We start from the raw sequence: 25614 nt of genomic DNA, 5'->3' as shown, positions 1-25614 counted from the left end.
GCGCCTCAGAGCTGCGATACGCCCTTGACACAGTACCCTGAAAGTGCTTCCCCGGCAAGCTTCGAAACACCGCCCTGACATGGAGGTTTTCCTTGACCACTTCAGACACTTCCGCCACGGCCAACCGCGCGTGGTGGGACGGCGATGCTGACCGCTATCACGCCGATCACCCATCGTATCTGGACGGTTTTCATTGGTCCCCGGAAATGCTCGCGGAATCCTCCGCCCGGCTGCTTGGCGACGTCCGCGCACTCAAGGTCCTAGAAATCGGGTGCGGGTCCGCACCGTGTTCCACCTGGTTGGCACATGATGGCGTCGGCTTTGTCACCGGTTTCGACCTCTCCCGCGAGATGCTTCGCCACGCGCAGCCAGGTGTCCCCTTGGTCCAGGCTGATGCTCAGGCCCTCCCCTATCGCGACGCTTCCTTTGACGTCGCCTTCTCCGCCTTTGGTGCTTTCCCCTTCGTCGCCGACATTGATCAAGTGCTTATCGACGTCGCGCGGGTCCTCCGCCCCGGCGGGCGCCTCGTGTTCTCGGTCAACCACCCCATGCGGTGGATCTTCCCCGACGATCCGGGGCCAGACGGCCTCGTCGCGGGCATCTCCTACTTCGAGCGCGAGTACTTAGAAACCGACGACAACGGCACGGTGACCTACGCCGAATACCACCGCACGATGGGTGACTGGGTCCGCACCCTCAACGCCGCCGGCTTCCACCTCGACGACATTGTGGAACCGGAATGGCCGGACGACCTTGACCAGACGTGGGGTCAGTGGTCGCCACTGCGGGGCCGGATCTTTCCTGGCACGGCTATCTTCGTCGCCCATCTGGGTATCGTGGAGCCATGAATCTAAGCCCTGACATCACCCCGGAGGGTGCTGGCTCCATCGTCAACAATTCCATTCGCTTCGATCGCTCCCTCGCGGGCTCCGTGGAGGAGATCTTCGAGGCGGTCTACGCGATCATGGTCTCGCCGGACGGCACGGTTGATTTCCACTATGGGGATGACGGCAATGCCACCGGCGAAGTCCTGACCAAGGATGTACCTCACACCCTCGTCCACACCTGGAGTGGCCCGGGCCTGCCGGTATCCACGGTGACGTGGAAATGCGGCGAGGGCAGCATCCGGCTGCTGCATGAGGGTGTGGTCGGCGACGAAGCAGTGGAATATGCCGTGTGTTGGCACCTGACCCTCGACCGCCTGAGCGGCGATACCTCGGACGTGGACAAGCTGTATCAGTACTACGGGCACGTCGCATGAAGTATGAGGCGATCCTTTTTGATATCGACGGCACCCTCGTCGACTCCACCCCGGCGGTAGAAAAGGTCTGGAACAGTTGGGCCGCCAGCGCAGGCCTTGATGCCGACGCCATCTTGGCAGTCAGCCATGGCCGCCGCACCCGGGACACCCTTGCCGAGTTCATCCCGGAGGAAGACATCGCCCAAGCGATGGCGGACATGCGGGTCATCGAACTCGCCGAACTTCATTCGGTGACGGCACTGCCGGGGGTACGGGACATCCTCAGCGCGTTGCCCACGGACCGCTGGGCGGCGGTGACCTCCGGTGATCGGGAGCTCATGGTCGCCCGATTGGAAGCATCGGAGGTGCCGGTACCCCACGTCCTCGTCGATGCCGATGACGTCGCTGCCGGCAAGCCAGACCCGGAGGGCTACCTGTTCGCCGCCGCTCAGCTCGGCGTCGACCCGACTCGGTGCCTCGTGGTTGAGGATGCCCCGGCGGGCCTGCAGGCTGGCCGCGCCGCCGGAGGCGGCGTGCTCGCCGTAGCTACATCGCACCCGGCGAGGGAGCTGGAGGGGTTGGGTGACACGGTCGTCGATACGCTGGCGGACGTAGAGTTCATCGTCGACGACGACGGCATCACCGTGGTAACTAGTGAGCAGCCTCGTCCCAATTAGCACCATGACCTGCAGAGACCTCTAGGGGAACGCGCAGAGTGATCGCCTGATCCATTTCCCGCTCGACGATTTCCCGCACCTGCTCCAGCTCCCCCGGAGCGATTTCCACGACCAGCTCATCGTGGACCTGGAGGAGCACGCGGGAGGTGACCCCCGCCGCGCGGAGCGAACGATCGACCCGGATCATCGCGACCTTGATGATGTCCGCCGCAGTCCCCTGAATCGGCGCGTTCAGGGCCGCACGCTCCGCATTCTCCCGGGCCACGCGGTTATCCGACGTCAGCTCCGGCAGGTACCGACGCCGCCCAAACAACGTCGAGGTATAGCCATCCTTGCGGGCCTTGTCCACCACCTCGGCGAGGTAGCGCTGGACGCCACCGAAACGCTCGAAGTAGTTCTCCATGATCGCCTTCGCCTCACCCGCCGGGATATTGAGCTGCTGGGAAAGCCCAAAAGCAGACAAGCCGTACACCAGGCCATAGGACATCGCCTTGACCCGACGGCGCAGCTCAGGTGTGACCTCATCAATGGGGACGTCGAAGACCTTGGAACCGACGAAGTTGTGCAGGTCCTCGCCCTCGCGATAGGCCTCAATGAGCCCCGGGTCCTGCGACAGGTGCGCCATGACGCGCATCTCAATCTGCGAATAGTCCGCGGTCAGGAGCGTCTCAAAATCCTTGCCCACCACGAACGCCGAACGAATCTTGCGCCCCGCCGGGGTGCGGACGGGAATGTTCTGCAGGTTCGGATCAGTCGAGCTCAGCCGACCCGTCGAGGCCACGGTCTGGTTGAAGGTCGTGCGAATCCGCCCATCCGGCTGAACCGTCTTGATCAGCCCTTCGAGCGTGGTCTTCATCTTCTGATACTCACGGTGCGCGAGCAGGTGATCGAGGAACGGGTGCGGATGCTTCTCCGCCAGGCCTTCAATCTCCTTCGCCGCGGTGGAGTAACCCGTCTTGGTCTTCTTGGTCTTGGGCAGGCCAAACTTCTCAAACAGCACCACTTGCAGCTGCTTCGGGCTCGAAAGATTCAAGGTCGGATCCCCGGCCAATTCCCGAGCCGCGGTCTCCTCCTCCGCCACCATGTCGATGAACGAGCCCAGCTGATCCTCCAAAATCTCCACATCAACCGCGATACCCACGGCCTCCATCTCGGCGAGGATGCGGGCCAGGGGAAGCTCCATATCGAAATACAACTCGAACGCGTTGATCTCCTTGAGCTGCTCAGTGAGCTTCTCACTCAACTCCAACACGGCGACAGCAGAATCCACCAGCGAGGTATCCCCCATCAGGGACAACTGCCCATCCGGCTCCGCGAGCTGACGCTGCAAATGCCGCTGATAAACATCCTTGAGGTCATAGGTCCGCTGCCCGGGCCGCAGCAAATACGCCGCGATCGCCGTATCCTGCGTCACCCCATTGAGCACCATGCCGCGGCCAGCAAACATATGAAACGCCGCCTTCGACTCGTGCAGATACTTCGGATCATCCGAAGCCAACCACTCCGCCAACGCCTTCTCATCGCGAGGAGACAGGTCGACAGCCTCCACACTCACCGCGTGCCGTTGCTTATCGACGATCGCGAAACCCGACACATCACCCTGCCCCGGGTTAGGCGTCCCCACCGCAAACAACGCCAAGCCCTGCCCGCCGCGCTCCGCCAACCAGTCGGCGAGCTCGGCGTCGTCGATGACGACGTCGGCAAGCTCCACCGACTCCTGGATTTGGGAACCCTCCGTGCGGACGACCGCCAGCACCCGCTCGCGGAGATTCGTACCAAACTGCAGAGCATCAAACTGCTCAGCCACCGCCGCAACATCCACCGGCCGAAACTCCAACTGATCCGGGGTGACCGGCAGCTCCATATCCGTCAGCATGTGCGTGAGCTGCCTATTGAGCTTCACCTGCTCAATCCGCTCCCGGAAATTCTCCCCCGCCTTACCCTTAATCTCATCGGCGTGCTCCAGCAGATTGTCCAACGTCCCGTACTGCTGGATCCACTTCGTCGCCGTCTTCTCCCCCACCCCAGGAATGTTCGGCAGGTTATCCGACGGGTCCCCCCGCAACGCCGCGAAATCTGGATACTGCTCCGGAGTCAGCCCGTACTTCTGCTCCACCGCCTCCGGAGTAAACGTATGGATCGTGGACACCCCGCGCATCGGATACAACACCGTCGTCTTCGGATCCACTAGCTGCAGATAATCACGATCGCCGGTGACGATGAGCGTCTCATAATCAAGCCCCTTCGCCGCCGTAGTCAACGTGGCGAGGATGTCATCCGCCTCATAATTTTCCATACTCAGCGTCGTGATACCCAAAGTCCCCAGCACGTCCTCCAGGATCCCGACCTGCCCCTTGAACTCCTCCGGCGACGCCTCCCGCTGCGCCTTATACTCCGGGAACATATCCGTGCGGAACGTCTTCCGCCCCACATCAAACGCCACCGCAACCTTGTCCGGCTTCTCCTCCGCCAAAATATTGGCCAACATGGACAAGAACCCATAGATCGCGTTGGTGTGCTGACCCCCCGTCGTGGAAAAATTCTCCGCCGGCAAGGCATAGAAGGCACGGAAGGCCATGGAGTGACCATCAATGAGCAGAAGGCGATTGTTCTCGTTCACCCGACCCACTCTAGCGACTAACAATCCCCACCTTCCCAGGGGCGATTTTTCGCCACCGGCCGCCCTAGACTAAACTGCTCCAAGTACGTTCGATGCTGCTGCGAGTCACAGCGTCAAGCGGGCAGCACAAGAGCACGGCCCTCGTAGCCCAATTGGCAGAGGCAACGGATTCAAAACCCGTTCAGTGTGGGTTCGAGTCCCACCGAGGGCACCATTTATGTGTTTAAACATGGTCATACTGAGGGCCTCCCGCCGGTTTCGGCGGGAGGCCCTCAGTTTTTCGTTGGTCAACCCACCCTCTGATAGTGCGGGGCGTTAGGCAGGGTGCCAAAATTCTCTAAAATGAATAGTGCTACCTATCGTTTCCGCAGGTCGCGGAGATACGGGTTTCGCATTCTAGAGAATTTATGTTGATCGCGACTTCCTGATCGCGCAATTTCTTCACACCGGGCGACCACCTAGTCGGTAACCTGTACAGAAAGCCTGGATCGATAAGCGATTGAGAATAGACCGTAGAGGCGGTGTGGACAGCCTTGAAGATCCTTCTCGCTGTGGAAGCCATGACCATTGGCGCGAGCAAGCTAGCTGAGCGCGCTGATGAGCTCGGGTATCAATTGAGGCTTCTCGCCGAAGACCCATCCCTGTACTCCGACCTAGACGGCGTCGAGGTCGTCATTTTTCCCACCCGTGATCACGCGGCTATTCGCAGCTACGTCGACGGAATCCGCGACGAGCTCGGTGGCATCTTCAGCCCAACAGACACCTGGGGCGTGATTGCCGCTGAACTACGAGAAGAGTTTGATCTCCCGCGCAGGCACTCGGCCGCCCAGTTGAGGGACCTGCGCGATAAGCAATGGGTCAGGCGCACACTTGGCGAGGTCGCCGTCGATTCCTTCCCGCGGATCATCAAACCACGCGGTGGAACGGGCTCCACAGGAGTGACCCTTGTGCACAACGAAGACGAGCTAGCTAGCGCCCTCGGCTCCGTTGACGATGCATCGTCCTACGTCATCGAGCCTTACTATCGCGGCCCGCACTACTCGGCTGAGCTGTGGTCAAATGGCACTACGACGGTCTTTTTCGGAGTGACCAACCGTATCCTCACGCCACCGCCGCTCTTCCTCGAGAAGGTCAAAACCTTCCCTCATGAGCACGGCACCCCATGGGAAGCATCGGTCGAACAGTGGGCCCGGGAGATTTTATCCACGCTGGATTACCGTGTCGGGTTCGCCCATCTCGAGTTCATCGAAACTGCAGCCGGATTCGAGTTAGTCGAGATCAATGCCCGGATGCCGGGCGCACTCATCACCCCGGCAATCGAGGCGTGTACAAACTACGACCCCTACGCATTGATTATCGACGACGCCCTCAACCGTCAACCTGAGCTCCCCGAACGACGGGAGATCATCGGAGGCCACAGTCACGTCAGCCTCTACGCCAGCGCAACCGGACGCCTCACCAGCATCGACGGGCTTCCAGATCTGAAGAATTATCCGGGCGCTCCGGGCTGGGTGCCCGCGAAATCCCCGGGAGATGAGGTCCCCGATATCTCCTCGTTTAGGGCGCGGATTGGCAACGTCTACGCCACGGCCAATAGTCCGGCATTAGCGCAGGACCGGGCTATCGCGGCGTCACAAGTGATCACAGTGGAGATCCAGTGACCAACCAGAATTCCGACCATTCCACATCGTCCACGAGGCTGTTGCTGATAGCGATTGTTGTCAGCGGCATCACGACGTTCATGTTCTACCCGCTGATCACCCTCGAACTGCTCGATCGAGGGATCGGCGCCGGCGCCACCGGCCTTATCCTGGGATTGTTGTCCGGCACGGGCCGGATTTTGTCTGGGCTCATTGGCAGGGTCAATGCCCGCCTGGGATCGCGCACTCTCGCCGTGGGTGGTCTCGCTTTGCGCAGTGTCGGCCTGCTGGTGTTCGCATTCGATGGCACCACCGGGTCTGCTGCACGATCAGGTGACAGTGGTTAGTCACGCAGCCTGATCGGCTGGTGTGGTCATGATTGTCTCGAACTCGATCGGGGTCAAGCGGCCTAGGCGGTCCTGTCTGCGGCGTCGGTGGTAGGTCCTCTCGATCCAGGTAACGATGGCGATCCGGAGCTCTTCTCGGCTGGCCCATGCGCGGCGGTCGAGGACGTTCTTCTGCAGGAGTGCGAAGAAGCTCTCCATGGCTGCGTTGTCCCCGCACGCACCGACGCGGCCCATGGATCCGGTCATGTCGTGAATGCCCAGAGCGCGCACGAATTTCCGGCTACGGAACTGAGACCCGCGGTCGGTGTGGACCACGCAGCCGGCCACGTCGCCGCGGCGGGCGACCGCGTTGTTGAGGGCAGCCACGGCTAGGCGGGACTTCATCCGCGAATCGATCGAGTACCCCACGATCCGGTTGGAGTAGACATCCTTGAACGCACAGAGGTAGAGCTTGCCCTCATTGGTCCAGTGCTCGGTGATATCGCCGATCCACAATTCGTTCGCGCCATCGGCCTTGAACTCGTGCCGGGTTCTGCCCTCCTCATCGGTGACGGCGCAGAGGTCATCGTGGACCGGTGGACCGGGCTTCTTACCGTTCTTGCCGCGTTTCTTCCCGAACACCGACCACCAGCGGTTGTCTGAGCAGATCCGCCACGCAGTGCGCGCTGCCATCGGTTGACCGAGATCGCGGGCCTCATCCACCAAATAGCGGTAGCCGAACTCGGGATCATCCCGGTGGGCGTCGAACAGGGCATTGGCACGGTAAGCCTCATTCAGCTCTGCATCGGTGATCGGGTCCGCCAGCCACCGGTAGTAGGGCTGGCGAGCAAGATTGAGCACCCGACACGTCACCGTGACGGGGACACCGTCCACGGCCAACTCACGAACGAGCGGGTACATCATTTTCCCGGCAGATTGGCCTGCGAGAGATACGCCGCGGCACGGCGGAGGACCTCGTTCTCCTGCTCCAAGAGACGGATCCTCTTCTTGGCGTCGCGCAGTTCAGCCGACTGAACCTGAGTCGAGCCCAACACTTCACCGTCCTCGAGGTCAGCCTTCTTCAGCCACGAGTACAGGGTAGTGAAGTGGACCCCGAAGTCCTTGGCGATCTGGGAGAGCTCGACACCGGGCTCACGATTCCGTGCGACACGGACAACGTCATCGCGGAACTCTTTGGGATAGGGCTTGGTCACGGTGTACATCCTTCCAGCCCAACCATCTGATTAGGCTGCTCGGTTGTCACCTGATCGTGCAGCAGACCCACCTTGCTCTACGCAATCGGTGCGGCCGTTGCGAGTATCGGCAGCAATGCCACCGCGTTAGCACTCAAGACTGAGCTCATGCGGACGTCTTCTGATCGACGGACAATTACGATGCGCTCCATCGCGGTCAACATCGGCGCATTGGTGGGCCCGTCGATTGGCGGAATTGTGTATGTCACCGCCTCATTTTCGGCGATCGTCTTCTCGGTCATTATCTCCTATGTCCTGCTGGGCATAGGCCTATATTTTGTGACGTTTAAGGCCCCGGAGGAACAGACCCGTGCAGTGCCGGAGGGTACCTCCGGGGCGCGGGAGGGACGCGGCGTCGATAAGCCTTTCCTTGTTCTCCTTGGCTGCACCCTGGCGTACTGGGGGATCTATTCGCAGTGGCCGCTGGTCGTCCCCGTCTACGCGGAAAGCGGCTTCGGCACGCCTTTGGGCTCGACCTGGGTCTACACCGGAAACGCCATCCTCATTCTGGCGTTGCAGTACCCGCTGTTGGTCAGCCTGCTGAAAGGTGTGCGCTCTCCTTTCATCCTCGCCGGAGGATTCTTGCTTTTCACTGCGGCGTTCCTCGTCCTGCCCTTGCCTGCTGGGCCTGCGGCCGTGATCGTATTCGCAACGTTGTTTAGCGTCGCGGAGCTTCTCATCAGCCCGACGCTGGACGAAGTAACTGCCAGGCTCCGCACGGACGGTGCTGGGCTTACTCGTGCGTATGGGACGACAGCGATGATTGGTGGTGTTTCATCGCTAGTTGGTGCCAGCGTGGGTGGCATTCTCATCGAGCAGTTCGGCTCACCAGGGGCAGTGATCTGGCTTGTCTTACCCATGACAGTCCTTGGTTTTGTCTGTTCCCTCATCCTCTTGCGCGGAAAGGCGCTCGCATGATCTTCTATGTGCTCAGTCCTCGACAGTCCGTTCTTGACGCCGCCGTGTCGGTCGGTGCTAACGCCGTGGTCGTTTCTGATGCTGACACCGTGGCAGCACGCCAGCACGCCCACCAGTCCATCGAAGTCGCTGATCCTCTCGATCCGCTGGAGGTAGCAAGGGCACTCGAACCGCTCATTGACCAGGGTGAAGATGCGTTGTGCGTCGGTCTTGGTGACGATTCTTCTCAGGTCGCTGCCCTGGTGAATAGTGCATTGGGCCTAACTGGTGGGAAGTACGCCTCGTTTTCCAGTTTGGAGGTTATGCGGGATAAGCACCGGCTCAGGAATGTGTTACCGGCTGGCTCGGGCCTGAATGGGTTGCACTGGACCATGACCCTGGGAGACGACCCTGCCGCGGACCTTCGACCATTGTTTGCTCAGGTCTCCAATGGGATCGTCGTGAAGCCTCATTCCGGGTCGGGCAGTCGCGGAGTCCACAGCATCGCCTCGGAAGGTGAGTTGGAGGCACTCCGATTGGAGCCTGGCTCGTATGTGGTTGAGCAAAGGTTTGTTGGCCCGGAGTTTTCCGTGGAGGGCATGTCATGGGATGGGCAGTACCGGCCGTTGGTGGTAACGGAGAAGTCAACGGGTGGGGCCAGTGGTCTGGTGGAGACTGGTCACCGCCAACCGGCGCAGATCGACTCGCAGGCTCGTGAACGTCTTTGTGCTGCGGCCCGGGAGGTTCTTGATCATGCTGGGTATCGTTTCGGGCCGTCTCATATCGAGTTCATCCTGGAGGACGGTCAACCTCGGCTGATTGAGGCTCATGGCCGGGTCGGCGGGGATCGGATTGCTGATCTGATGGCGTGGAGCGTCGGTGCTTCCATTTTCGAGGTGCTCTTCGGCTCCTACGTGCACCAGGAACTTCCGTCGTTGCACGAGTCTGGTGGCCAGGCGGCTGTCCTTTTCCCGGACTTGCGCTCCTGGCCGCACGGAGATGAGCAATGGCTTCGCCAGGTCCGCGAGCATGCTGGTGTGGAGGAGGCGGGAATTTTGAAGGAAGACGGAACCCGTGGGGATATCAATTGCTCTGCGGACAGGCATGCTTATGTGATCGTGTCCGGCAGCAGGATCGATGAGTCGATCGATTCCCTGCACCGCCACGACCTGATCTCCTAGTGCTCGGATCAGCGGTCAGACAGCATTGATGTGCCGCTTTCGCTGCGTCTCACTCTGATTTTGCGGAGCCATGCTCTAAAGTTGGAGGTCGATTCATGCCCTTGACCATGGAAGGCCTTTGGAAGGCCTACGAGAGGCCCTCGAAAGGCAACGTGTCCACTAACACCATTCATCCAGCCCCGATGTCGCAGAGTCCTTTGACTATTGCGGCCAACATTGTTCGCGGTGCCCTCATCGGCATGGCTGAGCTCGTGCCTGGCATTTCCGGTGGCACGGTCGCCTTGGTTGTCGGTATCTACGAACGCGCTTTGCACAACGGCAATGCGCTGCTACGCCGCAAGTTCAGCCAGGTCGACTGGTTCTTCCTCGCTGCTGTGGGCGTGGGCATGGTGACCGCTGTGTTCACCATGTCGACGGTCATGCACACCTTCGTCGAGGAGAACACGGAGTACGCCCGCGGGTTGTTCCTTGGCATGGTGACGGTGTCTATCTGGGTGCCGTTGGCGATGATGGATCCCCGTGATGTGCGCAAGCGCGGATGGGTGCTTGGCCTGGTATTCGTCCTCGCGGCGGCGTTGAGCTTCTTCGCGACCGGATTCACTTCGGCACCGCAGACCAATCCGTCGCTGATCGTTATCTTCTTGGCGGCGTCCATCGCTATTTGTGCTCTCGTGCTTCCCGGCATTTCAGGATCGTTCTTCCTCATGGCGGTTGGCCTGTACTCCCCCGTCATGGGCGCTATCTCGGATCGAAACTGGACCGTCATCCTGACCTTCGCTGCTGGCGCTTTGCTGGGCATCATCTTGTTCATCCGCCTGCTCACCAAGGCTATGGAGCGTTACCGCTCGCTGACTCTCACCGTCATGGCCGGCCTCATGCTGGGTTCCTTGCGTGCGTTGTGGCCGTGGCAGTCTCCCGATGCGGAGCTGCTCGCGCCCGGCGATAACCTTCTCCCCATCGTTGGTCTCGCCGTGCTCGGCGGTGCCATTGTGCTCGCCTTTATCATCGCTGACCGGGTGGCTTCCGCTCGCAGCGATTCGGATGTTGTCTCGGAAACGCAGCCGAACTGATGATGCGTCCGACAACGAAGCGGAAGCTGACTGCCGTTGTGTCCACTCTGGCGGCCTCGACTCTCCTGGCTAGTTGCGTCACCAATGTGGAAGACGGCAAGCCAGAGGGGTGGGAACCGATTATCCCTGATGAGGTTCCGGAGATTGCGGCCATGGTTCCGGAGGCTGTCAGTGCGGATGGTGTTCTCACCGGTGGTAGCAATCCGCCTTTCGCGCCTTTTGAGTTCAAAGATTCCAACGGTGACATCATCGGGTTAGAAATGGATCTTGCGCGGGCGGCTGCTGCCGTCATGGGTCTGGAATTTGCGCCTGTGGAGCAGGACTTCGCCATGATTTTGCCTGCGGTCCAGGCTGGAACGCTGGATATTGGCGCTAGTGGTTTCACGGACAATCCGGAGCGTCGCCAGAATTTTGACTTTGTTAATTTTCTGTATGCGGGTGTGCTGTGGGCTCAGCAGACGGGTGTCCCGGTTGATCCGGACAACGCCTGTGGCTTGACAGTGGCGGTTCAGCGCACCACGGTGTCAGAGACCGATGATGTTCGCCCCAAGTCGGAGGCGTGCGAAGAGGCGGGCGAAGATCCCATCACCATCCTTTCTTATGACACCTCCGACAATGCCGCGCTTGCACTTCTCGTCGGTCGCGCCGATGCACTGTCGGCCGACTCCCCGGTGACCGCCTGGGCCGTGTCGCGGTCGGAGGGAAAGATGGAGCTGACGGGTGAGATGTTCCAGGCTGCGCCCTATGGGTGGGCGCTGCCGAAGGACTCTCCCCTCGGGCCCGCGATGGCGGCCGCCTTGCAGCACCTCATCGACAACGGTGACTATGAACGCATTCTCGCCCAGTGGGGCGTCGAAACTGGTCTGCTGGATCAGGCCCTGATCAATGAAGAACCTGTGGAAGGAATTTCCTCATGACCACCACCCCGCAGCCTATTCAGGCGAAGCCTCTGCGCCATCCGGGACGGTGGGTGTTGGCGGCCATCGTGCTCGCTGTGACGGCCTGGTTCATTATTGGCGCTGTGACCAATGAGGCCTACGGTTGGGCGACATACCGCAGCTATCTTTTCGATACCCGTATCGCTACCGCCGCGTTGCACACGCTGGCGCTGACTGTTTTGGCGATGCTCATCGGCGTCGTCCTCGGCGCCACTCTCGCGGTCATGCGCATGTCGCCGAATCCCGTGTTGCGGGGCGTGGCGTGGGGTTACCTGTGGGTGTTCCGCGGCACTCCGGTGTACGTGCAGCTGGTATTCTGGGGCCTGCTCGGCTCGCTTTATCAAAGTATCAACGTCGGGTTCACTGAGGTTGATCTCAGCGGGATGCTCAAGAACGCTTTCATTCTCGCTGTTCTTGGCCTGGGCCTCAACGAGGCCGCCTACATGGCCGAAATCGTCCGCTCCGGTATTTCCTCCGTTCCTGAAGGCCAGATGGAAGCATCCAAGGCGTTGGGCATGAGCTGGTGGATGACCATGCGCCGCACGGTTCTTCCGCAGGCCATGCGCATCATCATTCCCCCGACCGGCAATGAATTGATCTCCATGCTCAAGACCACCTCGCTCGTCGTTGCGGTCCCCTACAGCTTGGAACTTTATGGTCGCTCAATGGATATCGCCGCCGCACTCTTCGAGCCGGTACCGATGCTGCTAGTCGCCGCGACGTGGTACCTGGCCGTGACGTCGTTGCTCATGGTGGGCCAGCACTTCCTGGAAAAGCACTTTGAGAAGGGTGCCACGCGCCAGCTCACCGCCCGTCAGCTGGCGTCCTTGGCTGATGCTGAGGGCACCGTCCCCGGCAACGTCACGATCGTGAAGGAGAACTAGTCATGACCGATCTCATGATCGACGCCCAGCAGGTGTGCAAGTCTTTCGGGCAACTCGAGGTGCTCAAGGGCATCGACATGCAGGTGCCCACCGGTACCGTCACCTGCCTCATCGGCCCGTCCGGCTCCGGCAAGTCCACTTTCCTGCGCTGCGTGAACCACCTCGAGCAGGTCACCGCTGGTCGGCTCTACGTCGACGGCGATCTCATCGGCTACCGCGAGCGCGATGGAGTGCTGTACGAGATTTCCGAGAAGGACGCGGCCCGCCAGCGCGCCGATATCGGCATGGTGTTCCAGCAATTCAATCTTTTCCCGCACCGCACGGCGCTGGAGAACATCATTGAGGCACCCATCCATGTCAAGGGCGTCTCAGCTGCCGCAGCCAAGGAGCGCGGTATGGAGCTGCTGGAAAAGGTGGGGTTGACGCACAAGGCCAATGCCTACCCGCTGCAGCTTTCCGGTGGTCAGCAACAGCGCATCGCGATCGCCCGGGCGGTTGCCATGGAACCCAAACTGATGCTTTTCGACGAGCCCACCTCAGCCCTCGACCCCGAACTTGTCGGGGAAGTTCTGCGAGTGATGAAGGAATTGGCTAACGACGGCATGACCATGCTGGTGGTCACCCATGAGATGGGTTTTGCCCGCGAAGTCGCCGATTCGGTGGCCTTCATGGATGGTGGCGTGGTCGTCGAAAATGGCACTCCGGCGGAGGTGCTGGACAATCCGCGCGAGCGCCGCACCCAGGCGTTCCTCTCGTCGTTGCTCTAGCCGCGATCGCGGCTTAGATCATCCCGCTTATGCCGCGGATGAGGGCCGTAAGACCGCCCGCGGTGGCCAGCAGCAACGAGAGTTTGCGGGCTTGTTCACGCGGCACCTTCCGGCTGAGCTGCACCCCGATCCACAGGCCAAGTGCCATGCCGAGGACGCCGACGGGCCAAATGAGCCAGTCGGTCTGAGTGAGATCGCCCGCGCCAGATAGCACCTTGGTCAGGAATGAAATCAGTCCGGCGACCATGAAGATCGGCTGCAGGGTCGCAGCGAAGGACTGCTGCGGCCATCGTGAAGCCTGTGCGTACACGGTGATGGCTGGGCCCGCGATACCGGCGAGGGTGTTCATGAAGCCGCCCGCGATGCCGGCGACAACGGCCGGAGCGGTGCCCGAAACCGGCGGAATGAACCGCTTGCCAAAGGTCGTGACGGCTAGCGCCAGCAGCAGCAGCCCGCCGACCAGGGCTTGCAGGAGATCTCCAGAGACTTCGCGGACGAGCAAGGCCGCTGGTACCGAACCGACGATGAGCACCGAAGAGATGATGGCAAATTTGCGCCAGTCGACATATTCGCGCACCGTCATCGTGGTCGCCGCAGCGTTGAGGAACGCGAGGATGTTCACCACCAGAATGCCCTCCACGGGCCCCATGATGACCACGAGGACGGGTCCGGCGATGAGCCCCAGTCCCATGCCGGAGATGCGCTGCATCGCCGAGCCGATGACGACAACGATGAAAATGAGAGCTAGATCAAGGAACACCCGATTAGGCTACCCCAACGCCTCTCGGTATTTGGCGGTTACCGCATCCACGACGAGGTCGGGAAGCAATCCGGACACGTCGCCCCCGTATCGGGCCACCTCTTTGCACAGCGAGGAGGAAATGTAGCCGTATTTTTCATCGGTGAGGAGGAAGAAGGTGTCAACCCCCGACAGGCGGCGGTTCATTTGCGCCATCGGGAGTTCGTATTCGTAGTCCAGGGCTGTGCGCAGGCCCTTGACCAGGGCATTCACCCCGTGCTTCGTCGTGTAATCCACGAGCAGACCCGCCCACCAATCCACGCGCAGATTGGGGATGTCTTGGGTGACCCGCTCAATGAGGTCGATGCGTTCCTCCACCGAAAATAGCCCAGAGGGTTTCTTCGGGTTTCCCGTCACCAAGACGATGACTTCATCGAAGTGGGAGGCAGCGCGCCGATAGATGTCGAGGTGTCCCATGGTGACGGGGTCAAAGGATCCGGGGCAGACGGCTTTCATCGCTTCTCCTGGTTTGTCGGCGTTAGTCGGCGTTAATCTGCACGGTGGTAGACGGCCATGTCCATGCGGGCAATGCCGTACGTGCGCTTTTTCAACTTTTGGGTGGTCGGTTCGAAACCGGCAGGCCAATCCGTTTCCGGGGAGTCAACATGTCGCTCAACGACCACGGCCGCGCCATCAGTAAGCGCGGGCTCCAATGCTTCCAGCATGTCGCGCACCGCCTCATCAGCGAGGTCATACGGCGGGTCAGCGAGCACCATGTCAAAGTAATTCTGCGGGGCCTGCGCCACGTAGGTCGATGCCTTCATCGCCTCCACACGCACGGCAGGATGCTTAACGACGCCCACGTTGTGAAGAATCACCTCCACCGCCTGGGGATCGCTCTCAACTAACACGACCTCCGCGGCCCCCCGCGAAGCCGCCTCCAAGCCAAGCGCGCCAGAACCTGCAAAGAGATCAAGCACGCGGGCCTCGAGGAATCCAAAGCGCACCTGCAACGAGGAGAAGAGTCCTTCGCGGGCACGGTCAGAAGTCGGCCGCGTGCCACGCGGCGGCACTTTGATGGTTCGCCCGCGGGCCTCACCAGCGATGATGCGGGTCATGCCCCCACCTCCAGCAGCACATCGCCGCCCAGCACATCACTGAAGTCCTCATGAGAAATGCCGGTAACCACCCCGGGCCCCGGGGCGACAACGGGAGCTTCGAGCTTCACTGCTTCTACCGTGGCCAGCCGATCTCCTGTGGCGACGGTGTCACCGACGGCGACGTGATATCGCACAATGCCGGCGAATGGGGCGAAGATGTTCATGGTTACACCCTAATGCACCGGCTACCGTGGCTAGGAAGCCTGGACCGAGGAGCTACACCAAGGCCGCCAGGATCGTCGCCGAGGCGATGGAGTTGATGGTGATGTGCATAGCCAAGGGTGCCCAGAGGTTGCCGTGGAAGATCCGCAAACCTCCCAAGACAAGACCAAGGCCCAGCATGTACGGCAGCAGAATCGGGATCCCATGCACGATTGCGAAGATCACCGAGGATGCCACGACGGCGATGCCCGGCCCCCAGCGTTGGCGCATTGAACTCAGCAGCACGCCGCGAAAAAGTAGCTCTTCCCACAAGGGTGTCAACACGGCTATGCCGATGAAACCTGCCATAGCGAACACTGGTGATAGTCCGGCCATGCCTTCGCTGGTGCTACTTCCGGGTATGGGGTCTTCCCCGCCGAGGACTGCAAACATGGTGGCCTGGATCGCGACCAGAATGATCAAGGCGCTAGGGATCTGCCACATCAAGTGAGCTAGTCGCCATGTAGGGCGGCACACTCCGATCGCAGCTGGGGACACCCCGGTCCGCTGAAGAAGTTGCACCAAGAAAAACAGACAGAGAATCGCATGGACGACTAGCGTCAGCGAAAGCACTCCGACTAGGTTGTCGCGCATCGCATCGATTGCCAGGGCTAAGAGAACCACGGCACCGAACACAACGATGGTGATCGCGATGCATCCACCCACCGCTAGAGCTGCGGTCCTCAACCGAGGATGTGCCGAGGTGCTTAAACGTCCCGAGGCTAGTTCCGGGAAAGTCGGCTTATTCATCGGCGTGGGAGCCGTTGGTGCTCCGTGTAGCTAGTGGGGAGCCGGTGGTCAACGATTGACCCGATAGCTACCCCAAGGATGAGGAGTAGAAGCAAAACAATTATTCCGGCGAATTGCTCGACGATCACATTGGTGAACCCAAACCACTGTGGCCAGATGGCATACACCGCCACGCCGAGGATTCCGAGAAACCCAAACACGCCGAGTACCTTCCTGCCCGGCGTGCTCTTCTTAGGGCCTTCGAACTTCTCGGCGTAAGCCTCAGGCCGCCCGAACTCCTCTTCGGCGGTGCGTCCGGTGGAGTTCACCGCGTCATCGACCGTGTACAAAACTTCGGAGACTTGGTCTTCATCACAGCCTCGGCGGCGAAGCTGGTAGGCAAGGTCATTGTGGTAGCTCACGGGATAGTGCTCCTGTCATTGTTCGCTCGTCGAATGGAGCGTTGTGTTTATCAGCTCACGTGCCGCCGACCATGTTTGTTCCAGGTCTCGGAAGTGGCTTCGCCCTGCATCGGTAACTGTGAGGATTTTTTTAGCCGGACCGGCTTCAGGCGTTCGCCACTGGCTGGTGATGTAGCCGGCTTCCTGCAGTTTGTTCAAGTGCGGGTACACCGTTGTTCCTCGAGCCTCGATGCCCGCCTCACGCAATTGCTCGACCAATCCATAGCCGTGGCTCGGACGGACCATGAGAAATTTCAACAACAGCAATGGCAGTGCCGGACGCAACCAGTCTCCGAGACTTAGGGTGTCTGACATTCCCCCATCGTAATCGCAACTACTTTGTACAGCAACTAGTTTCCCTCAAAAACTAGCTCTTCTCCAAGTACTCCCGATCATCGCGGTCAATCTCCAGGACCAGGCGCTGCGCGAGGAGGGGATGACGGTCCACCAGAGCTGCGGCGTCGGCATTCGCGAGTGTGATGATGTCGATGTCTTGGAGCAGGTTGAGCAGCTTCACAGTGCGTACGGCGCCGGATTGGGAGGTACCGAGCACATCGCCCTCTTGGCGTTGGTAGAGATCGAGTTCGGCGAGGGCGAAGCCGTCGGTCGTGGCGGCGATTTGTTCCAGGCGTTGATACCCGGGGCTGCCGGGTTCGGCGAAGGTGTGGAACAGGCACAGGGAGGCGCGGGCGCCTCGGCCGACGCGGCCGCGCAGCTGGTGGAGCTGGGAGACGCCGAAGTGGTCGGCTTCGCGGACGAGCATGATGGAGGCATTGGGGACGTCGACGCCGACCTCGATGACGGTCGTCGCGATGAGGATGTCCAGTTCGCCGGCGACGAACATCCCCATGACCTCGTCCTTGGCGTCGGTGGGCATGCGGCCGTGCAGGATGCCGATGCGGTAATCGGCAAACGGGCCGGAGGAGAGGACCTCGAAGAAGTCGAGCACTCCCCCGTCGCCGTCAATGCGAGGGCAGACGATGTAGGCCTGATGGCCGGCGTCGATCTCCTCGCGGATGCGCTGGAGGGCGCGGTGGACCCACGTGGGGCGGGACTCGGGCACGAGGCTGGAGTGGATGGGCACGCGACCGCCGGGGAGCTCTTTCAGCGTGGATAGAGAGAGATCGCCGAATACGGTCATGGCGATGGTGCGCGGGATGGGAGTGGCGGTCATGACCAGCAGGTGTGGGGTGATACCGTCGCGGCCTTTGGTGCGCAGGCGATCGCGTTGTTCCACGCCAAAGCGGTGTTGTTCGTCGACGACGACGAGCCCGAGGTCGAAGAACTCGACGCTGTCCTGGATGATCGCGTGGGTGCCCACGACGATGTCGGCTTGGCCGGAGACGATGTCCAGCAGGGCTTGGCGTTTGGCGGACACCGGCATGGACCCGGTGAGGGGGACGACGGTGGCGGGGACGGCGGCGTCGGCAAGCAGGGCGGTGAGGGTGCGCGCATGCTGGACTGCCAGGACTTCCGTCGGCGCGAGCAGGGCGCATTGGCGGCCGGCGTCGACGGCCTGCAGCATCGCGAGGAGGGAGACGATGGTTTTGCCGGAGCCGACCTCGCCTTGGAGGAGGCGGCTCATGGGGTGGTCGGCGGAGATGTCGGCGGTGATGTCCGCGAGGACTTCCTCCTGCCCTGCGGTGAGCTCGTAGGGCAGGCGGCCCAGCAGCTCGGCCCGGTAGCCGTCCGGCGTGGCGGGGAGGGCGGGGGCGACGCGCTTGAGGGTATCGAGACGTCGTAAAGCCATCACCAACCCGAGGGTGATGGCCTCGTTGTACTTGAACCGACGCAGGTTCGGCTCGGGGCCCTCCGGGCCGGGCAGGTGGATGCCACGGATGCAGTGATCGAAGCTGACCATGCCTTCGGGGGTATCACCGAGGGGCTCCGGAATGGGCGGCAGGGTGGCCAAAACGTGCTGGATGGCGCTCATGATCCGCCAGGAGGTGATGCGCGAGGTCGCCGGGTAGACGGGAACGTAATCGAGCTTGCTCAGGAGTTCATCCGGGTCGCCGTAGGCTTCGAGGCTTTTCAGCGAGCCCGTCCCGACGCCTTTTCGCCCCGGCTCGGGGATGACGATGAAGTCCGGGTGCTGGAGCTGCGGGGTTCCGCGGAAGAACTTCAGCTTGCCGGCGAACATGGCCCGCACGCCGCGGTGGAGGATGTTCGCCACGTAGGCGGAGTGGAAAAAGGAGGCGGTGAAGACGGTACGGCCGTCGTCGATGGTCACGCGCGTGACGGTGTTGCCGCGGGCCAACGGTTGGGTGGTCACTCCGGTGACCTCTCCCACGCAGGTGATCATGTCGCCTTCTTCAGCGTCCTCGGCGAGCACGCCGGAGCCGTGACGAGAGTAGGCGCGCGGGAAGTGTTCGAGCAGCTCGCCGCAGGTTTCATAGCCGAAGGCGGAGGTGATGGCCTTGGCCTCCTTCGCAGGGAGGACCGCGGTTAGCAGCCGATCATCCGACCATCCGAGCACTACTCGACTCCGATCTCCACCAAGTGGTCCAGCCCGTCCGCGGGGAAGGCCATCACATCGAGGCCCAATTCGGCCTCTAGCTTATCGACGTCCAGCTCCACCCGCGACAGCACAACCACCTGCTCCGCCCCGTCCCCCAGCAAAGGCAGGCACACCCGCTCGGTCGCCTGCTCCACAGTTTCGCCCGGAGCGCACTCGGTGAGGATGGTGGTGCGCATCGCCGCGGCGGCCTCGGTCATGGCATAGGCCGCCACGCTCACCGGGACGGAAGGATTGTGCACGGTCAGCGCAGCAATACCAGAGACCAGGCGGCTCGTGGGGACGATGGTGAGGGTCTGCTCGAAAGCATGGGTGGCGCGCTCAACGGCAACGAGCTGGCGCTGATCCAGCTGGCCATTGGGCAACAATATGAGTTCCTGGGCGCTGGTGGTGCGCACCTCGGCGAGGATCTCCGAAACAATATCCTCCCCCGGCGTGACCACGACCGCGCCCGCCTCCCGGTACAGCTCCGCGATGGAACCGGCCGGGGTGACGGCCACGACGACGCGGCGGGGGGCGCCGACTTGGGGGGCATCGGGAAGCACTTCGAGGCGCAGATCAGTGACCTGACCGGTGGCAAAGGCCGCCTCAATAACTGGACCGGCCTGACGAGAATGAATGTGGACGCTGCCGCAGTTCTCCTCTGCCCGCGCGATGCCCAGGCTATCGCCCATCCCCTGCAAACGTTGCTCAAGCAGCGCGAGATCGCCGGTGAAGAAGAACATGATCTCCAGTTCCGCGGCCTGACCGTGAACCTCCGTCGGTGCGGAACTGACGGCGGCGCTGCCTTCGACCTCGGCGAGCAGCGCCTCCAGCAGGACGAGCAGGCCCATGCCACCGGCGTCGACCACCCCGGCATCGCGGAGCACATCAAGCTGGGAGGGAGTTTTGGCCAACGCAATCCGGGCGGCGGCAACAGCAGCCGTGACAACCTCGTGGAGATCCTCCCCCGCTTCCTGGGCGGCAAGTGCGGCGGAGCGCAACACGGTAATGATGGTGCCCTCCACCGGCTTGGAGATCGCCCGATCCACCAACTGCACGGCCGTGGTCAGCGCGTAGGCGACATCCGGGCCCGCGATCTGGCCGACCACAGCGGCATCAGCAATCGCCCGGAGCACCTGGCTCAGCACCAACCCAGAATTTCCCCGGGCACCCCGCACGCTGCCAATGGACAACGCCCGCGCGACCTGGGCAACGTCATCGTGGCTGGCCAACTTCTTGGCCTCCGCCAGGGCGGCTTCCATCGTGTGCGCCATGTTCGAACCGGTATCCGCATCCGGGACCGGGAAAACATTGAGGGCGTTGATTTCCGCCCGCCGGGCCGAAAGCTCAGCGACCGAACGAGTCGCCCAGTCATACAGCCGGGGACCGTCTATCGCACGCGGAAAGGACATAGGACGTTAGTCTACAGCTGCCAGTTCACCGGTTCGGCTCCGGCGGCAACGAGCAGGTCATTGGCCCGGGAAAATGGTCGCGAACCGAAGAACCCGCGCGAGGCCGACAACGGTGAGGGATGAGCTGACTCGATCCGAGGATGATCGCCTAAGAAACGGGCAGCCGATTGGGCATCGCGGCCCCACAGAAGTGAAACCAGTGGCTGATCCCGGGCAGCCAGGGCCCGGATCGCGGCCTCGGTCACCTCTTCCCACCCTTTCTTACGGTGCGAGGCCGGGGCACCAGGCCGGACGGTGAGGACCCTATTGAGGAGGAGAACGCCCTGGCGCGTCCACGGGCTCAAATCACCATCCTCAGCGACGGGCAGACCAAGGTCGGTGCCCAGCTCCCGGAAAATGTTCTGCAGGCTGCGCGGCAGTGGCCGCACCCCGGGCCGGGTGGAAAAGCTCAAGCCCATGGGATGACCAGGTGTGGGATACGGGTCCTGGCCAACGATCAGGACCTTCACCTCGTCGAAAGGATTCTGGAAGGCACGAAGGATGTCATCGCCAGCTGGGAGGTAGGCGGGTTCGGAGCGGAGGAAATCTCCCAAGGCGTGGATGCGATCTTCCACGGGTTCAAGTGCCGGGAGCCAGGAGGAGTGAACGGGCAACATGTTAAAAACTCACCCATCCGTCGGTGTAAGCGGGCGCAGCACCATCAACGGTGACGCCATCACCCTTGGTCACCCTGCCAATGGCCCGGAAACCGGAGGGTGGTTCCCCCGCGGTGGTGGCCAAAAGAGTGTGATCTTCCCCGCCAGAGAGGACCCACTCCCACGGGTCGGCGTTGAGAAGCTCGGCTGCCTGGAACAGCAACTCATCGGGGCTGATGTCGGCGGAATGGAGGTCGATGCCCACCCCGGAGCGCCTGGCCACCGTGGACAGGTCAACGACGAGGCCATCGGAATTGTCCGTCATCGCCGTCGCGCCCGTGGCGCGGGCGATGACCCCGCGACCGGGGTTGAGGCGTGGGGCACAGTGGGCGTCGATAAGCGGTCCAAACACCGGCGGGATGTCCGCGCGACCGAAGGCCCTGAGCAGGGCCAAGCCGGCTGCCGACCATCCGATCCGGCCATGGGCGACAACCCGTTGGCCCAGGCGAGCACGGTCGAGCCGCAGCGGCGGACGGGAACCACCGAGCGAACCGATGGCCGTCACCGAAATGACGAGCTCATTCGCCGAGGTCAGATCCCCACCCACAAGCTCAGCCGAATACGACCCCACCCGCTCCGCGATGCCCGCGGCGATGCCCGTGAGATAGCTCAGCGGCGTCTCCGGCGGGGCCGCGATGGCCAACAACGCGGCGATCGGACGAGCCCCCATCGCCTCAATATCGGCGAAGTTCTGCACAATCGCCTTCTGACCAATCTCCTCCGGCGTGGACCAATCCACGGAAAAATGCCGACCCTCAATGAGCATGTCCGTCGTAGCCACCCCCTGAGAATTAGGCGAGGCGTGGGACAACACCGCCGCATCATCACCATTTCGCGTCGACGGGGCGGCCTGCACGATTGCCTCAATTGCGCGATGCTCGCCGACCTCACCGAGCGTCGGGCCGGAAAAGTGGGATGGGAAGTGGGTCACACCAGTCCTTTCGATAGACTTGCGGTCCATGAGCACCATTGCCTCCACCCAATTTAGCCGTTCCGGGAAAACCGCCATCTATCTCTCCCTGGTCTTGGCCGTGGCGATGGTGGTGGGGGTACTCCTGGGGGCGAAGCTCGTGTTCAGCCGAGCCGCCGACCAGCCCGTCGGCATGACGGAACTTCCCGCGCCGATGGCGGACTCCGCCGAATGCGCGGCCGTTGTGGACGCGTTGCCCGAGGATGTGGTGGGCCACGACCGGGCCCAGATCGCCGAGCCCGCTCCCGCCGGCGTCGCCGCGTGGGCCTCCAGCTCCACCGAGCGCATCACCTTCCGCTGCGGCATCGACCTACCCATGCAGTACAACGAATACTCGCAGGTCCAAGACATTGATGGGGTGGAATGGCTGCAGGTATCGGACGTTACGCCCGGCTCAACCCTCTCCTCCTGGTACACCGTCAACCGCTCCCCGGTCGTCGCCGTCACCGCTGATGAGGCTTCCCTGGGTTCCGCGGCCGACCCCGTCACTGAGCTCGCGGGCGCCGTGTCCACGCTTCCCGTTGTTGCTACACAGCCCAACCCGGCGCCGCTGTCCCAGCTCGCCGCTGGCGATGTCGGCGATTGCGGGCCACTGATGGCCGCACTGCCAGAGTCAGTCGCCGATGGCTATTCGCGTATCGACGTCCCCGAGACCACCACCGCGGCCTGGGCCGCAATCGGCCGGGAACCGGTGGTCATCCGCTGCGGCGTCGCCCCGCCCGCCAACTACGAGGCCGGCGCCCGTCTCACCCAAGTCGACGACATCCCCTGGTTCGAGGACACGACGCTGGCCAATGGCACGACGTCCTCCACCTGGTTCGCGCTGGGACGCTCGACCGACATCGCCGTGAGCGCGCCCCAGGAAGTGGGCAATGCCGCCGTGGTGACCTTGGGCCGACTCATCGCCGAGCACACCCCGGAGCAGTCCTAGCGGGCGAGTGCCTCCTCGACGAGGGTGCGCAAGAGGTCCTCGTAGGCGAGACCACTCGCCGCGAAGGCCTGTGGATACATCGAAATGGGCGTGAAGCCGGGCATGGTGTTGATCTCGTTGACCACCGGGCCCTGATCAGTGACAAAGAAGTCCACCCGAGCCAGGCCCTCGCAGTTAAGGGCCTGGAACGTATCGATGGCCATGCTTTGCAGCGCTGTGGTCATGTCCTCGTCGAAGGGCGCCGGGATCGTGGCCGTAACCACATCATCGAGGTATTTGGTCTCGAAACCATAGAAACCTTCGACCGAGTCGCCGGTGCCGTTGAGCATGGCCGGGACCGAGGCAACGACGCTGCCGTCCGGGCGCTCCAACACGCCTACCTCTACTTCTTCGCCGACGATCTCGGCCTCGACGATGACCTTGTTGTCGAATTCCAGTGCCAGGGCAACGGCGGCTGGCAGATCGGCCCAGTCCGTCACCTTGGATACCCCGATTGATGAACCCCCGCGAGCAGGCTTGACAAACACCGGGAGGCCGAGGTTTGCCTTTTCTTCGGTCGTGAGCTCCGTGCGATCCCGCAAGATCACCTCCGGGGTGATCGGCAAACCGACCGCCGCCATGAGCTTCCTCATGTACTCCTTATCCATGCCGCAGGCGGAAGAAAGGACGCCGGTACCCACGTAGGGAATGCCCGCCATCTCCAGCAACCCCTGAATGGTGCCGTCCTCGCCGAAGAGACCGTGAAGCGCCGGGAAAATGACATCGACCGTGGCATGAAGCTCACCGGTCTCGGCATTGCGGATCTGGCCCCGCGTGGCCGGGTTAAGGGAAAGGGCGAGTTCAGGGCCCTCGTCACCAACGGTGGGCAGCTGGCCATCTCGGAAGACGAGAACGCTGGGATCTGACTCCCCCGCCGTCCACTTCCCCTCCGGTGTGATGCCGATAGCCACGACGTCGAAGGCCTCGGGGTCCAGGTGGTCCATGATCGCCCCCGCAGAGACGCAGGAAACTGAATGTTCTGAACTACGGCCGCCATAGACGACCCCGACGCGAATACGTTGTGGCTTTTCCATGGCGGTTAGCCTACCCGGCTGGCGCACGTGACAGGAAGTGGCGCAGCGTTCGAGGGAGGCTGCCAAAGTGCGATCTGACTAGCCTCATTAATCGAGTGACCAATCCAGGCTTCTCGATTAATGAGGCTAGTCACATCACCCTTTCCAGGCGCGCGCCCTATTCCGACTTCTTTGACCGGCCCATCAACGCCGTCACCATGTCAGAGACCTCCAGTCCCTTGTGGCACACCGCGAATACCGCTTGAGTGATCGGCATCTCCACTCGGTTGGCTTCCGCCAGCTGGAAAATGGAATTGGAGGAGATGACGCCCTCGGCTACCTGGCCGTGGGTAGCTTCCGTCGCTTCTTCGAGGGTGCCGCCTTCTCCGAGCCGGAGACCGAAGGTGCGGTTACGGGACAGCGGCGAGGTGCAGGTGGCCACGAGGTCGCCCATGCCAGCCAGCCCGGCGAAGGTACTGGGATCGGCGCCCATGGCCGCGCCAAGTCGAGTGACTTCCGCCAGGCCGCGGGTGATCAAGGAAGCCAGGGTGTTTTCACCCAGTCCACGGCCGGCCGCCATGCCACACGCTAAGGCGATGACGTTCTTGCAGGCTCCACCGAGTTCGACCCCCACCACATCGGTGTTGGTGTAGGGGCGCAGGTACGGCGTGGCCACGGCTGCTTGGACGAGCTTGGCGCGGTTGTCGTCCACGCACGCGATGACGGTGGCGGCGGGCTGTTCCTCGGCGATTTCGCGCGCGAGGTTCGGGCCGGACAGCACCGCCACCCGTGTGGGGTCGGCGCCAGTGATCTGGCAGATGACCTCGCTCATGCGCAGGTAGGTCCCGGTTTCCACACCCTTGGAAATACTGACCAAGGTGGCGTCGGCAGGAATGAGTGGGGCCCAGTCGGTGAGGTTGTCGCGCATCGTCTGGCTGGGGACGGCGAAGACCACGATGGTGGCGTTTTCTAGCGCGGCGGCGGCATCCGAGGTCGCGGTGATAGCGGCGGGGAGCACGATGTCGCCGAGGTAGTCGGGGTTGGTGTGGGTGGTCTGGATCTGTTCGGCCAGCTCAGGGCGGCGGGCCCAGAGCGTGACGGTGTTCCCGGCATCAGCGAAGACCTTCGCGAGGGTAGTTCCCCACGATCCGGCTCCCATGACTGCGACGTTGACCACGTGGCTCTCCCCTTTTCGTTAGTTGGTACAAACAGCTTAAAGGATGACGTTTCCCCCGGGCCAAGCTACCGGTCACGATTGGGTGTCTATCGTGCGT

General features: G+C 62.2%; 27 protein-coding genes and 1 tRNA gene. 13 read left to right on the top strand and 15 right to left on the bottom strand.

Features of this window, described 5'->3' with window-relative positions; all coding sequences use genetic code 11:
- Positions 1-92 precede the first annotated feature (92 nt).
- The 3 genes from CTEST_RS05945 to CTEST_RS05935 are packed head-to-tail and all read left to right on the top strand — an operon-like array spanning position 93 to position 1917.
- Positions 93-848, top strand: coding sequence for a class I SAM-dependent methyltransferase (locus CTEST_RS05945; protein WP_083985457.1), 756 nt, complete (start codon positions 93-95; stop codon positions 846-848).
- Positions 845-1261, top strand: coding sequence for an SRPBCC family protein (locus CTEST_RS05940; protein ID WP_047252968.1), 417 nt, complete (start codon positions 845-847; stop codon positions 1259-1261). Before CTEST_RS05945 ends, CTEST_RS05940 begins: the two co-directional genes overlap by 4 nt.
- Positions 1258-1917: an HAD-IA family hydrolase gene (locus CTEST_RS05935; protein WP_047252967.1), complete on the top strand. Its 660-nt coding sequence runs from the start codon at positions 1258-1260 to the stop codon at positions 1915-1917. The genes CTEST_RS05940 and CTEST_RS05935 overlap by 4 nt, the downstream gene beginning before the upstream one ends.
- Here the strand turns inward: CTEST_RS05935 and polA are convergent.
- Positions 1892-4495 (bottom strand): DNA polymerase I, encoded by a 2604-nt coding sequence (gene polA / locus CTEST_RS05930; protein WP_236686164.1) that lies wholly within the window; start codon positions 4493-4495, stop codon positions 1892-1894. The genes CTEST_RS05935 and polA overlap by 26 nt on opposite strands.
- Before the next feature lie 179 nt (positions 4496-4674).
- Here polA and CTEST_RS05925 point away from each other — a divergent pair.
- The 3 genes from CTEST_RS05925 to CTEST_RS05915 all read left to right on the top strand — a co-directional run bounded on the left by CTEST_RS05925 (position 4675) and on the right by CTEST_RS05915 (position 6524).
- A tRNA-Leu gene (locus tag CTEST_RS05925) sits at positions 4675-4751 on the top strand.
- Between the two features lie 319 nt (positions 4752-5070).
- Positions 5071-6198, top strand: a complete 1128-nt coding sequence (locus CTEST_RS05920; protein ID WP_144413233.1) for an ATP-grasp domain-containing protein — start codon at positions 5071-5073, stop codon at positions 6196-6198.
- Positions 6195-6524, top strand: coding sequence for an MFS transporter (locus CTEST_RS05915; protein ID WP_047252965.1), 330 nt, complete (start codon positions 6195-6197; stop codon positions 6522-6524). The genes CTEST_RS05920 and CTEST_RS05915 overlap by 4 nt, the downstream gene beginning before the upstream one ends.
- Here the strand turns inward: CTEST_RS05915 and CTEST_RS05910 are convergent.
- Positions 6525-7717, bottom strand: a protein-coding gene (locus CTEST_RS05910) for an IS3 family transposase (RefSeq protein ID WP_407919233.1) whose coding sequence is annotated in 2 segments (ribosomal slippage) — positions 6525-7430 and positions 7433-7717 — 1191 coding nt in all. Because the reading frame shifts where the segments join, the coding sequence is not laid out codon by codon here.
- A gap of 72 nt (positions 7718-7789) precedes the next feature.
- On the opposite strand from CTEST_RS05910, the gene CTEST_RS05900 reads away from it, so the two are divergent.
- From CTEST_RS05900 to CTEST_RS05875, 6 genes are all read left to right on the top strand, one after another.
- Positions 7790-8674, top strand: coding sequence for an MFS transporter (locus CTEST_RS05900; RefSeq protein WP_047252964.1), 885 nt, complete (start codon positions 7790-7792; stop codon positions 8672-8674).
- Complete coding sequence (locus CTEST_RS13060; protein ID WP_052844312.1) at positions 8671-9834, top strand: ATP-grasp domain-containing protein; 1164 nt, start codon at positions 8671-8673, stop codon at positions 9832-9834. The genes CTEST_RS05900 and CTEST_RS13060 overlap by 4 nt, the downstream gene beginning before the upstream one ends.
- Positions 9835-10016: 182 nt before the next feature.
- Positions 10017-10904, top strand: coding sequence for a DUF368 domain-containing protein (locus tag CTEST_RS05890; RefSeq protein ID WP_083985697.1), 888 nt, complete (start codon positions 10017-10019; stop codon positions 10902-10904).
- A complete protein-coding gene (locus CTEST_RS05885; protein WP_047252963.1) occupies positions 10904-11821 on the top strand; it encodes an ABC transporter substrate-binding protein in 918 nt (305 codons plus the stop codon). Before CTEST_RS05890 ends, CTEST_RS05885 begins: the two co-directional genes overlap by 1 nt.
- The gene (locus CTEST_RS05880; RefSeq protein ID WP_047252962.1) at positions 11818-12726 is read left to right on the top strand and encodes an amino acid ABC transporter permease; all 909 of its coding nucleotides are present in this window, start codon (positions 11818-11820) and stop codon (positions 12724-12726) included. The genes CTEST_RS05885 and CTEST_RS05880 overlap by 4 nt, the downstream gene beginning before the upstream one ends.
- A gap of 2 nt (positions 12727-12728) precedes the next feature.
- Positions 12729-13493, top strand: coding sequence for an amino acid ABC transporter ATP-binding protein (locus CTEST_RS05875; RefSeq protein WP_047252961.1), 765 nt, complete (start codon positions 12729-12731; stop codon positions 13491-13493).
- A 13-nt stretch (positions 13494-13506) separates the two neighbouring features.
- Here the strand turns inward: CTEST_RS05875 and CTEST_RS05870 are convergent, their stop codons facing one another.
- The 11 genes from CTEST_RS05870 to CTEST_RS05825 all read right to left on the bottom strand — a co-directional run bounded on the left by CTEST_RS05870 (position 13507) and on the right by CTEST_RS05825 (position 22348).
- Positions 13507-14253 (bottom strand): sulfite exporter TauE/SafE family protein, encoded by a 747-nt coding sequence (locus CTEST_RS05870; RefSeq protein ID WP_269082332.1) that lies wholly within the window; start codon positions 14251-14253, stop codon positions 13507-13509.
- A 9-nt stretch (positions 14254-14262) separates the two neighbouring features.
- Positions 14263-14748 carry a pantetheine-phosphate adenylyltransferase gene (gene coaD / locus CTEST_RS05865; protein ID WP_047252960.1) on the bottom strand — a complete coding sequence of 162 codons (486 nt, stop codon included), beginning with the start codon at positions 14746-14748 and terminating at the stop codon, positions 14263-14265.
- 32 nt (positions 14749-14780) lie between these two features.
- The gene (gene rsmD / locus CTEST_RS05860) at positions 14781-15350 is read right to left on the bottom strand and encodes a 16S rRNA (guanine(966)-N(2))-methyltransferase RsmD (protein WP_047252959.1); all 570 of its coding nucleotides are present in this window, start codon (positions 15348-15350) and stop codon (positions 14781-14783) included.
- Positions 15347-15556 carry an acetyl-CoA carboxylase biotin carboxyl carrier protein subunit gene (locus CTEST_RS05855; protein WP_047252958.1) on the bottom strand — a complete coding sequence of 70 codons (210 nt, stop codon included), beginning with the start codon at positions 15554-15556 and terminating at the stop codon, positions 15347-15349. Before CTEST_RS05855 ends, rsmD begins: the two co-directional genes overlap by 4 nt.
- Before the next feature lie 52 nt (positions 15557-15608).
- Complete coding sequence (locus CTEST_RS13670; RefSeq protein WP_158408151.1) at positions 15609-15902, bottom strand: CPBP family intramembrane glutamic endopeptidase; 294 nt, start codon at positions 15900-15902, stop codon at positions 15609-15611.
- 437 nt (positions 15903-16339) lie between these two features.
- Entirely contained in the window at positions 16340-16744 is a 405-nt protein-coding gene (locus CTEST_RS05845) for a DUF1129 domain-containing protein (RefSeq protein ID WP_047252956.1), read from the bottom strand.
- Between the two features lie 15 nt (positions 16745-16759).
- Positions 16760-17098, bottom strand: coding sequence for a PadR family transcriptional regulator (locus CTEST_RS13320; protein WP_083985455.1), 339 nt, complete (start codon positions 17096-17098; stop codon positions 16760-16762).
- A gap of 52 nt (positions 17099-17150) precedes the next feature.
- On the bottom strand, positions 17151-19259 hold the full coding sequence (locus CTEST_RS05840) for an ATP-dependent DNA helicase RecG (RefSeq protein WP_047252955.1): 2109 nt from the start codon (positions 19257-19259) through the stop codon (positions 17151-17153).
- The gene (locus tag CTEST_RS05835; protein WP_047252954.1) at positions 19259-20692 is read right to left on the bottom strand and encodes a DAK2 domain-containing protein; all 1434 of its coding nucleotides are present in this window, start codon (positions 20690-20692) and stop codon (positions 19259-19261) included. Before CTEST_RS05835 ends, CTEST_RS05840 begins: the two co-directional genes overlap by 1 nt.
- A gap of 11 nt (positions 20693-20703) precedes the next feature.
- A complete protein-coding gene (locus tag CTEST_RS05830) occupies positions 20704-21348 on the bottom strand; it encodes a uracil-DNA glycosylase (protein WP_047252953.1) in 645 nt (214 codons plus the stop codon).
- Between the two features lies 1 nt (position 21349).
- Complete coding sequence (locus tag CTEST_RS05825) at positions 21350-22348, bottom strand: thiamine-phosphate kinase (RefSeq protein ID WP_047252952.1); 999 nt, start codon at positions 22346-22348, stop codon at positions 21350-21352.
- On the opposite strand from CTEST_RS05825, the gene CTEST_RS05820 reads away from it, so the two are divergent.
- Positions 22347-23288 carry a DUF3515 domain-containing protein gene (locus CTEST_RS05820; protein ID WP_047252951.1) on the top strand — a complete coding sequence of 314 codons (942 nt, stop codon included), beginning with the start codon at positions 22347-22349 and terminating at the stop codon, positions 23286-23288. The two genes, CTEST_RS05825 and CTEST_RS05820, sit on opposite strands and share 2 nt — an antisense overlap.
- On the opposite strand, the gene CTEST_RS05815 is transcribed toward CTEST_RS05820, so the two are convergent.
- Together CTEST_RS05815 and CTEST_RS05810 are read right to left on the bottom strand one after the other, a co-directional pair.
- Positions 23285-24361 carry a D-alanine--D-alanine ligase family protein gene (locus CTEST_RS05815; protein WP_047252950.1) on the bottom strand — a complete coding sequence of 359 codons (1077 nt, stop codon included), beginning with the start codon at positions 24359-24361 and terminating at the stop codon, positions 23285-23287. The two genes, CTEST_RS05820 and CTEST_RS05815, sit on opposite strands and share 4 nt — an antisense overlap.
- A gap of 157 nt (positions 24362-24518) precedes the next feature.
- A complete protein-coding gene (locus CTEST_RS05810) occupies positions 24519-25517 on the bottom strand; it encodes an NAD(P)H-dependent glycerol-3-phosphate dehydrogenase (protein ID WP_269082331.1) in 999 nt (332 codons plus the stop codon).
- Between the last annotated feature and the right edge of the window lie 97 nt (positions 25518-25614).

Origin of the sequence: Corynebacterium testudinoris (assembly GCF_001021045.1) — a bacterium.
Classification (GTDB): Bacteria; Actinomycetota; Actinomycetes; order Mycobacteriales; family Mycobacteriaceae; genus Corynebacterium; species Corynebacterium testudinoris.
The sequence above is the reverse complement of the archived record's forward strand: the minus strand, read 5'-3'. Positions and strand labels throughout refer to the sequence as shown.